At 71.7% G+C, this 13,840-nt stretch carries 17 protein-coding genes and 1 riboswitch; of the genes, 8 read left to right on the top strand and 9 right to left on the bottom strand.

Annotated features, from left to right (window positions below):
- Positions 1-64 precede the first annotated feature (64 nt).
- From AB0O36_RS33960 to AB0O36_RS33940, 5 genes are all read left to right on the top strand, one after another.
- Positions 65-1,273: an Ig-like domain-containing protein gene (locus AB0O36_RS33960; protein ID WP_365117076.1), complete on the top strand. Its 1,209-nt coding sequence runs from the start codon at positions 65-67 to the stop codon at positions 1,271-1,273.
- A 72-nt stretch (positions 1,274-1,345) separates the two neighbouring features.
- Positions 1,346-2,113 carry an enoyl-CoA hydratase-related protein gene (locus tag AB0O36_RS33955; RefSeq protein ID WP_365117074.1) on the top strand — a complete coding sequence of 256 codons (768 nt, stop codon included), beginning with the start codon at positions 1,346-1,348 and terminating at the stop codon, positions 2,111-2,113.
- Between the two features lie 240 nt (positions 2,114-2,353).
- Positions 2,354-2,857 (top strand): ATP-binding protein, encoded by a 504-nt coding sequence (locus AB0O36_RS33950; RefSeq protein WP_365117072.1) that lies wholly within the window; start codon positions 2,354-2,356, stop codon positions 2,855-2,857.
- A gap of 408 nt (positions 2,858-3,265) precedes the next feature.
- Complete coding sequence (locus AB0O36_RS33945) at positions 3,266-4,048, top strand: polysaccharide deacetylase family protein (RefSeq protein WP_365117117.1); 783 nt, start codon at positions 3,266-3,268, stop codon at positions 4,046-4,048.
- A complete protein-coding gene (locus AB0O36_RS33940) occupies positions 4,045-5,229 on the top strand; it encodes a PQQ-binding-like beta-propeller repeat protein (protein WP_365117071.1) in 1,185 nt (394 codons plus the stop codon). Before AB0O36_RS33945 ends, AB0O36_RS33940 begins: the two co-directional genes overlap by 4 nt.
- Positions 5,230-5,305: 76 nt before the next feature.
- Here the strand turns inward: AB0O36_RS33940 and AB0O36_RS33935 are convergent, their stop codons facing one another.
- Positions 5,306-6,499: a cytochrome P450 gene (locus tag AB0O36_RS33935; protein WP_365117115.1), complete on the bottom strand. Its 1,194-nt coding sequence runs from the start codon at positions 6,497-6,499 to the stop codon at positions 5,306-5,308.
- Positions 6,489-7,223, bottom strand: coding sequence for a tRNA-dependent cyclodipeptide synthase (locus AB0O36_RS33930; RefSeq protein WP_365117069.1), 735 nt, complete (start codon positions 7,221-7,223; stop codon positions 6,489-6,491). Before AB0O36_RS33930 ends, AB0O36_RS33935 begins: the two co-directional genes overlap by 11 nt.
- A gap of 279 nt (positions 7,224-7,502) precedes the next feature.
- Here AB0O36_RS33930 and AB0O36_RS33925 point away from each other — a divergent pair, with 279 nt between their 5' ends.
- Positions 7,503-7,715: an EF-hand domain-containing protein gene (locus AB0O36_RS33925; RefSeq protein ID WP_365117066.1), complete on the top strand. Its 213-nt coding sequence runs from the start codon at positions 7,503-7,505 to the stop codon at positions 7,713-7,715.
- A gap of 94 nt (positions 7,716-7,809) precedes the next feature.
- Here AB0O36_RS33925 and AB0O36_RS33920 read toward each other — a convergent pair whose 3' ends face one another.
- Both AB0O36_RS33920 and AB0O36_RS33915 read right to left on the bottom strand, forming a co-directional pair.
- Positions 7,810-8,391 carry a PadR family transcriptional regulator gene (locus tag AB0O36_RS33920; RefSeq protein ID WP_365117064.1) on the bottom strand — a complete coding sequence of 194 codons (582 nt, stop codon included), beginning with the start codon at positions 8,389-8,391 and terminating at the stop codon, positions 7,810-7,812.
- A 21-nt stretch (positions 8,392-8,412) separates the two neighbouring features.
- Entirely contained in the window at positions 8,413-9,009 is a 597-nt protein-coding gene (locus tag AB0O36_RS33915) for a TetR/AcrR family transcriptional regulator (RefSeq protein ID WP_365117061.1), read from the bottom strand.
- 19 nt (positions 9,010-9,028) lie between these two features.
- Between AB0O36_RS33915 and AB0O36_RS33910 the strand changes: the two genes are divergently transcribed.
- Positions 9,029-9,454, top strand: coding sequence for a DUF6463 family protein (locus tag AB0O36_RS33910; RefSeq protein WP_365117058.1), 426 nt, complete (start codon positions 9,029-9,031; stop codon positions 9,452-9,454).
- Between the two features lie 14 nt (positions 9,455-9,468).
- On the opposite strand, the gene AB0O36_RS33905 is transcribed toward AB0O36_RS33910, so the two are convergent.
- The 4 genes from AB0O36_RS33905 to AB0O36_RS33890 are packed head-to-tail and all read right to left on the bottom strand — an operon-like array spanning position 9,469 to position 12,203.
- Positions 9,469-10,290 carry an ATP-binding cassette domain-containing protein gene (locus tag AB0O36_RS33905; RefSeq protein WP_365117056.1) on the bottom strand — a complete coding sequence of 274 codons (822 nt, stop codon included), beginning with the start codon at positions 10,288-10,290 and terminating at the stop codon, positions 9,469-9,471.
- Positions 10,291-10,292: 2 nt separating this feature from the next.
- Complete coding sequence (cbiQ, locus tag AB0O36_RS33900) at positions 10,293-11,045, bottom strand: cobalt ECF transporter T component CbiQ (RefSeq protein ID WP_365117053.1); 753 nt, start codon at positions 11,043-11,045, stop codon at positions 10,293-10,295.
- 4 nt (positions 11,046-11,049) lie between these two features.
- Positions 11,050-11,505 (bottom strand): energy-coupling factor ABC transporter substrate-binding protein, encoded by a 456-nt coding sequence (locus AB0O36_RS33895; protein WP_365117051.1) that lies wholly within the window; start codon positions 11,503-11,505, stop codon positions 11,050-11,052.
- 11 nt (positions 11,506-11,516) lie between these two features.
- Positions 11,517-12,203 carry an energy-coupling factor ABC transporter permease gene (locus tag AB0O36_RS33890; RefSeq protein ID WP_365117049.1) on the bottom strand — a complete coding sequence of 229 codons (687 nt, stop codon included), beginning with the start codon at positions 12,201-12,203 and terminating at the stop codon, positions 11,517-11,519.
- A 28-nt stretch (positions 12,204-12,231) separates the two neighbouring features.
- Positions 12,232-12,425: riboswitch (cobalamin riboswitch) on the bottom strand.
- A 135-nt stretch (positions 12,426-12,560) separates the two neighbouring features.
- Here AB0O36_RS33890 and AB0O36_RS33885 point away from each other — a divergent pair.
- Entirely contained in the window at positions 12,561-13,130 is a 570-nt protein-coding gene (locus tag AB0O36_RS33885; RefSeq protein ID WP_365117047.1) for a DJ-1/PfpI family protein, read from the top strand.
- 65 nt (positions 13,131-13,195) lie between these two features.
- Here the strand turns inward: AB0O36_RS33885 and AB0O36_RS33880 are convergent, their stop codons facing one another.
- A complete protein-coding gene (locus AB0O36_RS33880; RefSeq protein WP_365117044.1) occupies positions 13,196-13,735 on the bottom strand; it encodes a hypothetical protein in 540 nt (179 codons plus the stop codon).
- Positions 13,736-13,840: the final 105 nt, after the last annotated feature.

Genomic DNA, 13,840 nt, shown 5'->3' with positions numbered 1-13,840 from the left:
CGTGTGATTACCTGTTTCCATTGCGCGCGACTGTCTGCGCGCGGGGGACATGGGGAGAAGAACAGTGAACCTGCAGCCGACACGTGCCCTGTCGGCCCTGGTGCTGGGGGCGGCCCTGCTGCTCACCTCGGCGTGCAGCGGCGGAAACAGCACCGGCAGCGGCGGAGACGGCGCCAAGGGCGGCGGCAGCGGCAAGCCCGGGAACGAGGCCTCCCAGGCGGTCGTCAGCGTGAAGCCGGACGACGGTGCCAAGGAAGTCGCCACCAGCGGGGTCCTGAAGATAGCCGCGACGGGCGGCAAGCTGTCGACCGTCGCCGTCGCCGACACCAAGGGCAACCAGGTCGAGGGCAAGCTCTCGGCCGACGGCGCCAGTTGGGAGCCGTCCCGGCACCTGGGCTCCGCCACCGAGTACAAGGTGCACGCGGTGGCCAAGGACGCGGCCGGCCGGGAGTCGGCGAAGGACGTCACCTTCACCACCCTCACCCCGAAGAACACCTTCATCGGGCACTACACCCCCGAGGACGGCGCCGAGGTCGGCGTGGGCATGCCGGTCTCGGTCAACTTCAGCCGCGGCATCACCAACCCGGAGGCGGTGAAGAAGGCGATCACCGTGACCTCCGAGCCCTCGGTGCCGATCGAGGGCCACTGGTTCGGCAACGACCGGCTCGACTTCCGCCCGGAGAAGTACTGGGCGGCGGGCACCAAGGTGACCGTCAAGCTGAACCTGGACGGTGTCGAGGGCCGCCCCGGGGTCTACGGCAAGCAGACCCGCACCGTGCAGTTCAGGATCGGCCGCTCGCAGGTCTCCACGGTCGACGCGAGCACCCACCAGATGCAGGTCGTCCGCGACGGGCAGGTCTACAAGAACCTCCCGATCACCGCCGGCGCCCCGTCGACGACCACCTACAACGGGCAGATGGTCATCAGCGAGAAGTTCAAGGTGACCCGGATGAACGGCGCGACCGTCGGCTTCGGCGGCGAGTACGACATCAAGGACGTGCCGCACGCGATGCGCCTGTCCAACTCCGGCACCTTCGTGCACGGCAACTACTGGGCCCCTTCGAGCACCTTCGGCTCCGAGAACGTCAGCCACGGCTGCGTCGGACTGCGCGACGTGCGCGGCGCCGGCGACCCCGAGGTCCCGGCCGCCTGGTTCTGGGACAACTCGATCATCGGCGACGTGGTGGTCGTGCAGAACTCCAAGGACAAGCAGATCGCCCCGGACAACGGCCTCAACGGCTGGAACATGCCCTGGTCGGAGTGGATCAAGTAGTCGGGACGCCCGGCCGGGTAACCCTGGTCACCCCTGCTACCGAAGCCGGTTAACGGGCACTAACGTGCCCGTATGACCATCTCTCTCGAAGTCTCCGAAGGCGTCGGCACCATCCGCCTGGACCGGCCGCCCATGAACGCCCTGGACATCGCGACCCAGGACCGGCTGCGCGAGCTGGCCGTGGAGGCCACCGACCGCGCCGACGTCCGCGCGGTGGTCCTCTACGGCGGCGAGAAGGTGTTCGCGGCCGGGGCGGACATCAAGGAGATGCAGGCCATGGACCACGCGGCCATGGTCGCGCGGTCCCGGGGCCTGCAGGACTCCTTCACCGCGGTGGCCCGGATCCCCAAGCCGGTGGTCGCGGCCGTCACCGGCTACGCCCTGGGCGGCGGCTGCGAGCTCGCGCTGTGCGCGGACTACCGCATCGCCGCGGACGACGCCAAGCTCGGGCAGCCCGAGATCCTGCTCGGCCTGATCCCCGGCGCCGGCGGCACCCAGCGGCTGTCCCGGCTGATCGGCCCCTCCCGGGCCAAGGACCTCATCTTCACCGGCCGGATGGTCAAGGCCGACGAGGCACTCACCCTCGGACTGGTCGACCGGGTGGTGCCGGCCGCCGAGGTGTACGCGCAGGCGCACGCCTGGGCCGCCAGGCTGGCGCAGGGCCCGGCCATCGCGCTGCGCGCGGCGAAGGAGTGCGTGGACGCGGGCCTGGAGGCCGACATCGACACCGGCCTCGCCATCGAACGCAACTGGTTCGCGGGCCTGTTCGCCACCGAGGACCGCGAGCGCGGCATGCGCAGCTTCGTCGAGGAGGGCCCCGGCAAGGCCAAGTTCCTCTGACCGAGGGCGGATCGCCCCTGCGGGTGGATTAGCCGGGCCTTAAGGCAGCCTTAAGGGCTCCGGAAGATCCACTCTCCGTGATGACCTTGCAACAGCGGGTCAATGCAGGTCAGATGTGGTCCTTGCGCCCACCGGCTGCCCCTGGCATATGTCGTGACACCCCCTGGGGCCCACGGGTCCCGGGGGGTGTTTTCGCTGGGAACGCCCCGGAGGGGCACCCGCGCCCTCCATGATGGGTGCATGGCGGGCCTGGAGGGTGTGGAACAACCGCGGCAGCGCAGCGGCGCTTCCGCTTTACGGACGGCGGCGGCTCTTGAGGACGAACAGGGCCTGAAGGCCCTGGAGTTGTACGGGAACCCGGCCGAGGGTGAGGTGACCTTGCCGTCACGACCCGAATCGGCGGGCGCCGCGCGCCGGCTGGCCCAGTACGTGGTGGTCCGGATGTGGGGGCTCTCCCCGCAGGTGGCCGAGCACGTGGTGCTGCTGGTGTCGGAGCTGGTGGGCAACGCGGTCCGGCACACCGGGGCCCGTTCGTTCGGGCTGAAGCTGGTGCGCCGCCGCGGCTGGATCAGGGTGGAGGTGCGCGACCCCTCGCGCGGGCTGCCCTGTCTGATGCCGGTCCACGACATGGACACCACCGGCCGCGGGCTCTTCCTGGTGGACAAGCTGTCCGACCGCTGGGGCGCGGACCTGCTGCCCCGGGGCAAGAACACCTGGTTCGAAATGCGCGTCGCCGATCGCTGACGCCCGGCGCGTCCTCTCGGGGGCCGAAAAAACCGGAAGCTCCCTGTCCGCCGTGGTGGGCGTCGCGGGAGCTTCATGGGTTCGCCGAGGATCGAAGGGGGTGTGTGATCCTCGGCGATGGCGACTTCGCTCGGGTCAATGGGAAGACGCGCCTCCGACTATGGCAGACGGGCGCCCGAAACGCCAAAAGTCCCGAGTCGGACATAAGTGTGCATATACCAAGAGTTCATCGTTGAATCTTAGGTGAGGTGGGCCACTCGCCTGGCAATCGATGAACAAATATCGAACGCTCTGCATACTTCGTTGATCGGATAGCGGACGAGTCTCGATCCGGGTAGGTACGCCAAAGGTGCCCGAATTGGGTCAATCATTACCTTCCGGGCGTCGCGGCCCTTAAATGGGCAGGTGATCTGCCACCCGGACCGCCGTACGGCCCTCCGCACCGGCGCCGCGGTCGCCGCCGGGGCCCTCACCGCCGCCTGCGGCGCCCCCCGCGCGGCCGGCCCGGCCGGCTCCCCCTCCGGCGCACCGCCCCCGGCCCGCCCGGCCGCCCCGCCGGCCGCGCCCGCCCCCCGCCCCTTCCGGGGACAGCCGGACCAGATCGACCACGGTCCGCGCACCCGCAACCGGGTCGCCCTCACCTTCCACGGCGGCGGTGACCCCGCCACCGCCCGCGCGGTCCTGGCCGAGGCCACGAGGGCGGGCGCGCGGGTGACCGTACTGGCCGTGGGGGAGTGGCTCGACGCCCACCCGGAGGTCGCCCGCCGGATCCTGGACGGCGGCCACGACCTCGGCAACCACACCCAGCGCCACATCGACATCAACGCCATGACCGAGGAGGCGGCGTACGCCGAGATCACCGCCTGCGCCCAGCGGCTGAAGCGGCTCACCGGATCGATCGGCACCTGGTTCCGTCCGTCCAGGACGCAGTACGCCGCCGCCCCGGTGCTCAGGGCGGCCCGCCGGGCCGGCTACCCGCACGTCCTCTCCTACGACGTGGACTCCCTCGACTTCACCTCGCCCGGCGCCACGGCCGTCATCCGCAACGTCACCGGGGAGATCCGTCCCGGATCGGTGGTGAGCCTGCACTTCGGCTACGCGGACACGGTCGACGCGATGCCCTCCCTCCTCGAAGAACTCGCGCGCCGCGACCTGCGCGCGGTGACCACCACGGAGCTGCTGACCCCATGACGACCCCCCGCCTTCACCGGAAGGCCACCGTGCTGCTGGCCGGACTGGCCCTCGCCGCCCTGGCCGGCTGCGGAGCCGACGGCAAGGGCAGTCCCGAGGCACTCGGCACCAACGGCGCCGCCCGGCAGGCCAAGGTGCCCGCCGCCCCGCCGGGACTGCCCGGGATGCCGCCCCTGCTCGACCCCAAGGACGTCTACGCGGCGGACCGGCCGGGGAAGCTCTCCCCGGTGGTCAAGGACTTCCCCTCCCGGGTGTACGTGCCCAACACCGGGTCCAACACGGTCTCGGTGATCGACCCGGCCACCTACCAGGTGATCGACACCATCCCGGTCGGCGTGCAGCCGCAGCACGTGGTGCCGTCCTGGGACCTGAAGACCCTCTGGGTCAACAACAACCGCGGGCACACCCTGACCCCGATCAACCCGGCGACCGGGGAGGCGGGCGACCCCGTCGAGGTGCACGACCCGTACAACCTGTACTTCACGCCGAACGGCAAGTACGCGGTGGTCATGGCCTCGATGGACCGGGAGCTGGTCTTCCGCGACCCGCACACCATGGACCGGGTGAAGACCGTGCCGGTCAGCTGCTTCGGGGTCAACCACGCGGACTTCTCGGCGGACGGCCGGTACTTCATCGTGTCCTGCGAGTTCTCCGGCGAACTCCTCAAGGTGGACACGGAGAAGATGGAGGTCGTCGGCCAGCAGAAGATCCCCTTCGAGGGCGCCATGCCGCAGGACGTGAAGATCTCCCCGGACGGCAGGACCTTCTACGTCGCCGACATGATGGCGCACGGCATGTGGGTGCTGGACGGGCAGAAGTTCACCGAGCCCAAGCTGCTGCCCACCGGCAAGGGATGCCACGGCCTGTACGTCAGCCGGGACTCCAAGGAGATGTACATCTCCAACCGCGGCGAGGGGACGATCTCGGTCTTCGACTTCCCGAAGAACAAGCTCACCAAGAAGTGGGAGCTGCCGGACGGCGGCAGCCCCGACATGGGCGGGGTCTCCGCCGACGGCAAGGTGCTGTGGCTGTCCGGCCGCTACGACGGCGAGGTCTACGCGCTCGACACCGCGACCGGCAAGGAGCTGGCCCGGATCAAGGTGGGCAGCGGGCCGCACGGCCTGGCGGTCTACCCGCAGCCCGGCCGCTACTCACTCGGTCACACCGGCATCTTCCGCTGAGCGGCCGCGGCCGGCGGCGGCCGGCCGTGGTGGTCGACGGCGCCCCGGGACACCGCTCCCGGGGCGCCGTCCGGCATCACCAGGCGACCGGGAGCCGTTCCGGCAGTCGCTTGATGAAGCCCGTGCGCCAGACGAGGTTCTCCGACGGAACCGCCAGGCGCAGCCCGGGGAGCCGCTCCACCAGGACCTCCAGCGCGATCTCCGCGTGGGCCCGGCCGAGCGCGGAGGCCGGGCAGAAGTGCCGGCCGCCGCCGAAGGCGAGGTGCGGGTTGTGCTCGCGCTCGAAGTCGAGCCGCTCGGGGTGCTCGAACACCGCCGGGTCGAAGTTGGCGCCCTCGATCAGCACCAGCACCAGCTCCCCCTCGCGGACCAGCACGTCGCCCAGCCGGACGTCGGCCAGCGCGATGCGCGGCAGCCCGTCGCCCACCGAGAGGTTCCAGCGCAGCAGCTCGTCGACGGCCTTCCCCATCAGCCCGGGACGGTCGCGGAGCACGCCGACCAGATCCGGGTGCCGGAGCAGCGCCAGCACGGCGAGCACCAGGAAGGCCGAGGTGGACACCGCGCCCGCGCCGAACAGGGAGACGGCCACGGTGGCGAACATCTCGTCGGTCAGATGGGCCGACTCGGGGTCCGCCTCGCGCAGTCCGGCGAACCGGCCCAGCAGCCCCGTACGGGCGTCGGCGTCCCGTGCGAGCTGTTCCCGGAACCGGTCCGCGAAATAGCCGACGTCCTTGTACCAGTTGAGGGCCGAGTCGGCGAAGGGCTCGCGCGCCGTCATGAAGGCCACGTCCAGGCCCGACATCAGCCGGCGCCGGTCCGCCAGGGGCACCCCGAGCACCTCGCAGTGCAGGGCGGCCGAGTACGGGTCGGCGAAGGCGGCCCGCAGGTCGACCGGTCCGCCCTCGGCCACGATGTCGTCCACCAGCCCGTGCGCGGCGGTGCGCAGGTACCCGGCGAGGCCCTCCTGGCGCGGGTTGAGGGACTTCATCACGGCGTTGCGGAGCCCCGCGCCGTTGATGTTGCCCATGTTGTTCACGACCTCGGGCGGGATGGTCAGCGCGTACTGGCGCGGCACTCCGGCGTTCGCCGTGTCCTTGAGGCTGAACCGCTCGTCCTCCAGGACCTGTTTGGCCAGCGCGTGGCTGCTCACCAGCCAGGCGGAGTCCCCGGTGAGGGTGCGCACCCGGGCCACCGGGGCCTTCTCGCGCAGCCAGGAGCACTCCTCCGGGAGCACGTCGCCCCGCCGGGAGAGGGGGAAGTCAAGCTGCACGCTGGTCAAGGGGGTCCCCTCCGGCGACTTCGGTGGTTTCGGGGCGTACGACGGCGTACGCCTGGTTGCGGGTGGCCCGCAGGCCTCCGCCGCGGGCGAACAGCACCTCGGTCATCGGCATCTGCACGTGGTACGCCGCGACCGACGACGGAACGTCGAGAATGCTGGGCGTATCGATGAAGAAGGGGAGCTCCGCCGCGAGGTAGTCGAAGCACACCCGGAGCTGCCCGTCGGTGATCGATTCGCCATCCGGAAGCTTCGACCCTACGAAGTGCAGGGCCATCTCCTCGCAGCCCTTGCGGAATTCGTCATCGGTCTCCAGGAAATGCAGCACCCGTCGGTGCAGCAGCTGGTAGACGGGGTTTACCTGAAATTCGGACAGAGCGCGCACCCGTATCTCCGGTCTCTCCGATCCTGAATCCCCGATGCCTTTGAGGATCCTCCGCCGGACCGCCTTGATCTCCTTCGCGGCGCGTTTTGCCGCATGTTCCGGGGTGTACCCGAAGGCGGCGAACATGCGGTCCACGTGGAGGTCGGCGTAGACGAAGTCCACCTGGGCGAAGCGGCTCACGGCCCATGCGGTGAGACCGGCGATGCGCTCGGCGCTGAAGTAGCCGTTGCCGGGGCTCACGCCGATCAGCACATGGTCGCCGTCTTCCCAGATATGGCGGCAGGTACGGGTGAAGGGCAGGACTTCGAATGATGCGTCAGCTGTGATCGTCACTTTTGACCGCCCTTGTTCGCCGCGTGTTCCCGGGAGCCCTGCGCTCCTGGTGTGGCGGCAATGGCGGTACGTTATTCCGCGGTCCCGGAGCGTGACAAGGGGAATGGGGACCTGTTTGCTGGAATTATTCGTTCCGCTGCCGTGGGGTGCCTGTATTCCGCCTTACGGAAGGGTAATTGAATGAATTCCGAGCGTCCGACCGGGACCCCGACTGCGCCGGGGCCGGGGGTGCCGCTACCCTGAGCCGGTCACAACAGCACCGAGAAGGGGTGGATCCCAGTGGCGGACATCGAGAGCGCCAAGGCTACGTTCAACAGCTTCGACACCGATGGCGACGGGTTCGTCACGGCCGACGAGTACCGCTCGGCCATGGCGAAGATGGGCGACTACGCCGTGACCGGCCCGGTGGCCGAGGCGATCATCAAGTCCAAGGACGAGAACGGCGACAAGCTCCTGTCCTTCGACGAGTTCTGGAACTCGCTGAACAAGTAGCGGTACCGAACCCGCAGCGGAAACGGCCCGGATCAGGGCCACCCCCTTCGCCGGCCCCGGCGCAGGCCCCCACGGGCCCGCGCCGGGGCCGGGTTCAGTCCCCGGCCGCCGCGCCCGCAGTCCCGCCCGCAGTCCCGCCCGGCTCCAGGGCCTCGACCTCGGCCAGCGCCTCCTCCAGCCAGTGCAGCCAGAAGGTCTCCAGGGCGGTCCCGCCGTGCAGCACCAGCCGGCGCAGCCGGTCCTCGGGGGCGTCCCGGCCGGGCGGGAAGTCCCGCTCCTCGATGGCCTCGTACAGGGCGAGCTGCTGCCGGTGCAGCTCCAGGTGGCGGCGCAGCTCCGCGAGCAGGCCCTCGGTGCCCACCACGGCGGCCGCCCGGATCCGCAGCAGCAGCGGGTCCCGGATCGCCTTGGGGTCCTGGCTCTCCCCGACCCAGCGGGCGAGTTCCGTCCGCCCGGCGGGCAGCACCTCGAACTCCTTCTTCTGCCCCCGCGCGGGCACGACGCTCGGCAGCGCCCGGATCAGCCCGGCCTCCTCCAGCTTGCCCAGCTCGCGGTAGATCTGCTGGTGCGTCGCCGACCAGAAGTACCCGATCGACCGGTCGAACCGCCGGGTCAGCTCCAGCCCCGACGAGGGCTTCTCCAGCAGGGCGGTCAGGATGGCATGGGGCAGGGACATGCGGCCATCGTAGTGAGCCCGCTACCGGTCCTCCGCGTGCTCCAGGGCCGCCGCCGACATCGCGGCGATACGGGAGGCCAGTCCGGGGGTCACCGGCAGGTCCAGCAGGAAGACCCACGCGAACACCGTCCCGAGGACCGTGGCGTGGAGCAGGGCGGGGTCGGCGGGCGCCGGGAGTTCCCCGCGGGCCGCGGCGCGCTCCAGCAGGGCCGTCACCACGGCGCGCTCGCCCGCGACGAACGTCGCCTGGAAGCGCGCGGCGATGTCGGGGTGCTGCCGGATCTCGGCGACCAGGCTCGGGCCGGCCGCCGCGAACACCGGGTCGGAGAACGCCCGGAGGATCACTTCGGCGAGGGCCGTCAGGTCCCCCCGCAGCGATCCCGTGTCCGGCAGCGGCTGCGGTGCGCGGCCGTGCACCAGCGAAGCGAAGACCAGTTCGCCGCGGGAGCCGTAGCGGCGGTAGATCGCGGCCTTGCCCACCCGGGCCCGCGCGGCGACCGCGTCCATGGTGAGCCCGGCGTAGCCCGCTTCCGCGACCAGCCGGCGGACCGCTTCGTGGATGGCGTCGTCGACCCGGCTGTCGCGGGGGCGGCCGGGGGATTGCTTCGCGGGCTCCATGCGGCAATGATACGAGACTATGAGTATCGGAACTGAAGGTCTCGTAAATGGAGCAGTCGCGTCCCCGAACCGGAAGCTCGTCCTCTGGGCCGGGCGCGGCCTGGTCGGCATCGGCGCCCTGCACCTCGTCTACGGCACCGTCGTGGCCCGGTCGCACCTGGCGGGCTGGATCGGCGGCGCACTGCACGGAGCGTCGGGCGAGGGGATGGACGAACTGGAGTCGCAGCGCGACTTCTGGGCCCTGCTCGGCAGCCTCGCCGTGCCGCTGATCGTGGTCGGCCTCCTGCTGTCGCGCATGGCGAGCACCGGCCAGGAGGTGCCCCGCGCGGTGGGCTGGATCCTGGCCGTCTGGGTCCTCGTCTCCGCCTGGGTGCTCTTCCCGTCCGGCTTCCTGCTCGGCATCGTCCCCGTGGCCCTGCTGCTCCTCGCCGGGTGGCGCCGCTGAGGCGTGACGGCCGGTCAGGCCAGTGCGGAGAGTTCCTCCGGGGTGCGCGGGCCGGAGGACCCGTGGGGGAGGAGGCCGTGGGCGCGCAGGAAGACGGTCACCGCCGGGGACCACGCCTGTCGCAGCCCCGCCGCGGCGAGCAGCTCGGGATCGGCCAGCAGCTCGCCCGCCGGGCCGGTGCGGATCCCCCCGGGGATCAGGACCGCCGCATCGTCCGCCCACCGCACCGCCAGGTCCACGTCGTGCGTGGCCATGACCACCGTGGTGCCGGAGAGCCCCGCCAGGACGTCCAGCAGCCGTTCCTGCCCGTCCGGGTCCAGCCCCGCCGTCGGCTCGTCCAGGATCAGCACCCGCGGTCGCATCGCCACCGCCCCCGCGATCGCCGCCCGCTTGCGCTGCCCGTAGGACAGCAGGTGCGTGGGGCGGTCGCGCAGCGCGGTGATGTCCAGCGCCGCCAGCGCGGCGTCCACCCGGGCGCGCACCTCCGCGTCCGGCAGCCCCAGGTTGAGCGGCCCGAAGGACACGTCCTGTTCCACCGAGGCGGCGAACAGCTGGTCGTCGGGGTCCTGCACCACCAGCTGGACCGAGGAGCGGAGCCGGGTCAGGCCGGCCCGGTCGTGGGAGACCGGCTCCCCGTCCAGCAGCAGCCGGCCGGCGGCCGGCCGCAGCCCGCCGCTCAGCAGCCGCATCAGGGTGGTCTTGCCGCTGCCGTTGCGGCCGAGCAGGGCCAGCGAACGGCCCTCGGGGATCCCGAAGTCCACCCCGGACAGCACGTCCGGCCCGTCCTCGTACGCGTACCCCGCGCCCGACAGTTCCACCAGCGACGTCACGGTCACGGTCACGGTCCTTGAAGTCCTTTCAGAGCGAGGGTCGCGCAGACCACCGCGGTCAGCAGGGCGCCGGAAGCCGCCAGGAAGCGCCACGACACGGCCGCCTCCGGCACCAGCACGCGCAGGGTGCCGTCGTAGCCGCGGCCCGCCAGCCCCGCCTGGAGCCGGCCGGCCCGGTCGAAGGCCCGCACGAAGGCGGTCGCGGCCAGCCCGGCCACCGACCGCCAGGCCGCCGCCCGGCCGGTGTTCCCCAGCCGGGCCGCCTGCGCCGTACGCACCTGGGCCAGCGAGTCCAGCAGCAGGAAGCCGATCCGGTACATCACCAGGGCCACGTCCACCACGGGCGCGGGCACCCCGGCCCGCACCAGCCGCGGCAGCACGTCCGAGACCGGGGTGGTGAACGCGAACAGCAGGACGCCGAGCGAGGCCGCCGACGTACGGAGCAGCAGGTCGGCGGCGTGCCGCGGTCCGTCCGGGGCGAGCGCGACCCAGCCGTCCGGGCCGCCCACCGCGAACAGCAGCGGCACCGCCCCGGTGAAGCAGAACCCCAGCGGGATCCGGAAGGCCCGCCACAGCTGCCGCCGGGGCACCCCGGCCGGGCCCAGCAGCACGCCCAGGGTGGCCGCGGCCACCACCGGGCCGCCGGGCCAGGGCGGCAGGCACACCGCGGCGACCGTCAGGCCCAGCCCCAGCAGGGCCTTCTCCAGCGGGTGGCGTCCGCGCCAGCGACTGCTGTGCGCGGCCGCGTCGATGGGCAGCACGGACTCAGGACTCCGTGCCGGTCGAGGTGCCGGTCGAGCCGGCGGCCGAGCCGGCGGTGGTGGCCGGGGCGAACCCATCGGACCCGTCGGACCCGTCGGACCCGTCGGACCGGTCGGCCGTGGCCCGGGCGGACCCCTCGGCCGTGCTCGCCGCCGCGGCGGCCGCCGCGCCCTGCCGGCGGCCGCGCCGCAGCCCGAAGTAGTACGCGAGCACGCCCGCGCCGATCGCCGCCTGGAGGGCGAACAGCGCCGACTCCACCTCGCCGGAGGGCGGTTCGTAGAGCGGGGAGAACCACGGCTCGTAGTCCGGCTTCAGCTCGGTGATGGCCGCCTCGGCCTGGGCGTCCGCCCCGGTGAACGGCTCCTCCTTGCCCTCGCCCATCCCCAGCGCGAGCGGCAGCACGGCCAGCGCCGCCACCAGGAGCAGCAGCAGGAGGTTGACCTTCGTGTTCTTCGACATGCCCTTCGCCATCAGACCGCGGCCTCCTGCTTCCCGGCGAGCCCGGCGACGCCCAGCCGGACCAGGTCCGACTTGCTGGACTGCATCAGCAGCCGCATCACCAGCACGGTCAGCAGGCCCTCGCTGACGGCGAGCGGGATCTGGGTGACCGCGAAGATGCCGCCGAACTTGGCCAGCGCGCCGGGGAAGCCGCTGCCCGGGTCGGGGAAGGCCAGCGCCAGCTGGACCGAGGTCACGCAGTAGGTCACCAGGTCGGCGAAGAAGGCGCCGAAGAAGACGGTGACCATCAGCGGCGCCCCGGACCTCCGCAGCAGGCGGTAGACGGCGTAACCCGCCCAGGGGCCGGCGATCGCCATCGAGAAGACGTTGGCGCCCAGGGTGGTCAGGCCGCCGTGGGCCAGCAGCAGCGCCTGGAAGAGCAGGGTGATCGTGCCGAGCACGGCCATGATCGGGGGCCGGAACAGGATGGCCCCCAGCCCCGTCCCCGTCGGGTGGGAACAACTGCCCGTCACCGAGGGGATCTTCAGGGCGGACAGGACGAAGGTGAACGCTCCGGACGCGCCGAGGAGCAGCGTGCTCTCCGGGTTCTCCTTGACCTCACGGGTCAGTGCGCGGACACCGTGGACGACGAAGGGGGCGGACGCGACGCCCCAGGCGACGGCGTGCAGCGGGGGCAGGAACCCCTCGGCTATATGCATGGGTTGGGAGACCTCTCCAGCACCTCGTGGATGGACAACGCACCCCGGCCGGTCTCCTGGCTCACGGGTGCTGATGCCCTGGCTCCGCCTTCCCGGGCCGTGCGGTCTCCCGCGTCGGCCCAGTGGCTTCCGCAAGGATGGAGCCGGACTTCCCGATCACAGTGGCGAGGGCCGCACCGGTTTTCCACCGGTTTCCCGTACACCAAGGCCAGATGACCCTAGTCGTCCCCCGTCGTGCGCCACAACCCGGCCCGGCCCGGCGTGATCCGGAAGAGGCGGCCTGCGGCCGGTTTGGGCGGCCGCAGGGCGGGCAGGGTCGCCGGGGTCCGGACGTGCCCCACATCGCAGGAGCAGCCCATGGCAGTGAAGGTCCTGATCGTCACCGGTGACGCGGCGGAGTCGCTGGAAGTCCTCTACCCGTACCAGCGGCTGATCGAAGAGGGCTACGAGGTGCACATCGCGGCCCCGTCGGTGAAGAAACTCCGCTTCGTGGTGCACGACTTCGAGGACGGTTTCGACACCTACACCGAGAAGCCCGGCTACACCTGGCCCGCCGACGTGGCCTTCGCGGACGTCGACCCGGGGCAGTACGCGGCCCTGGTGATCCCCGGCGGGCGGGCCCCCGAGTACCTGCGCAACGACCCCGAGGTGAAGCGGATCACCGCCGCCTTCACCGGGGCCGACAAGCCGGTCGCGCAGATCTGCCACGGTCCGCTGATCACCGCGGCCTCCGGGGGACTGGACGGGCGGCGGGTCACCGCCTACCCGGCGCTGGAGCCCGACGTGCGGGGTGCCGGCGGGGCCTTCGAGGACTCGGAGGCGGTGGTCGACGGCACGCTGGTCTCCGCCCGCGCCTGGCCCGACCACCCGGCGTGGATGCGCGAGTTCCTGACCGTACTGCGCTCCAAGGCGCCGGTCGGCGGCTGACCGGGACCGGGCCGGGCCGGGTCCCCGGGGCGTGCGACGACCCCGGGGACCCGGCCGGCCCGTGCTCAGCAGACGTTGGCGTGCTTGACGTCCAGCACGAAGCGTTCCGGGTGGTGCAGCCTGGACGTGTTGTAGACGGGACGGGTGTCGAAGGCGGCGCCGAAGGTCACGTACCCCTCGTAGTCGCCGGTCATGGCGATGCCCTTGAGCTTCGGCAGCCATATCCGCTGGAGCTTGGGCCCCTTGTAGACGGACTTGCCCGTGCCGTCGTGGGCGGCGGCCGGGTGGAGCCTGATCTCCAGGAAGTACCTGCCGGGGAGCGGGACCGGCTTGCCGGACCCGTCGTAGTACAGCCTGGCGACCCTGCGGACGGTGACGTCGGGGACGTACCCCTTCAGGTCGATGACGAGCCGGTCGTACGTGCAGTGGCCGCCCCAGCGGGCGTTGACCACGAGCGGGGTGCTGCTCCGGGCGGTGGCGGCGGGCTGCGCCGCCGGCATCTGCGCCGAGGCGGGCGCGGCGAGCCCGATCCCGGCGGTGAGGAGCGCCCCCGTGGCCAGGGCCACGAGCTGCCGGCGGCGTATGCGGTGGATGGTGTGCTTCATGACGTCCCCCGGTTTCTCCGGATGTAAGGGGACAAGGCTGACAACGATGGAGACATCCGCCGGCGCCGTACGGTTCCGGCCGCGCCACGGGAAATCGTGCGTCGG

This window comes from Streptomyces sp. NPDC089799, from assembly GCF_040684755.1.
In the GTDB taxonomy this organism is placed as follows: domain Bacteria; phylum Actinomycetota; class Actinomycetes; order Streptomycetales; family Streptomycetaceae; genus Streptomyces.
This window is presented reverse-complemented; position numbering and strand designations above follow the sequence as displayed.